The organism is Pseudomonas sp. SID14000 (assembly GCF_002165135.1).
In the GTDB taxonomy this organism is placed as follows: domain Bacteria; phylum Pseudomonadota; class Gammaproteobacteria; order Pseudomonadales; family Pseudomonadaceae; genus Aquipseudomonas.
In genome coordinates this window covers 1-454 of record NZ_NFZQ01000097.1, presented here as the reverse complement: position 1 = coordinate 454, position 454 = coordinate 1, and the positions used below count along the sequence as shown (strand labels likewise).

1 protein-coding gene is annotated in these 454 nt (G+C 68.7%); it reads left to right on the top strand.

Translation table 11 applies throughout. The features are described 5' to 3' along the window. Positions 1-154: 154 nt before the first annotated feature. Positions 155-454, top strand: a 300-nt coding sequence (locus CAY82_RS27535) for a DUF6069 family protein (protein ID WP_218190857.1), incomplete at its 3' end; no start/stop codon positions are given.

Sequence of the window (454 nt, the reverse complement as noted above, 5' to 3'; positions counted from 1 at the left end):
GCCGGGTTCTGGCTCCGCGGAACCGGCGTCCGCGCCCTGCGGAACCCCGGCCGTCGCACGGCGAGGGTGCGCATCGTCACCCCCCGGGGCCAGGACCGTCATCTGCCAGTCAACCCACCCCGTACGCCAGTTACCGAATGATGGAAGGAACAACATGAATGACACCGGGGCCGTCGCAGGCCCAGTATCGGGCCAGACCAGCCACACTCACCGGCTCCGCGGGCTCGCCGGCACCGGCTTCATTGCCACGCTCGCAGCGATGGTCGCCACCACCCTCGCCGCTGCGCTGGCCCAGGCCATTGGCGTCGACTTCGAGGTCCCCGATGGTGGCAAGAAGATCCCGTTGTCCGGGTTCGCCGTGGTGACCTGCTTCTTCTCGGTCGTGGGCATCGTCCTTGCCGGCGCTCTTCTTCGTTGGAGCGCTCGCCCCGCCCAGCGATTCGTGTGGACGGCA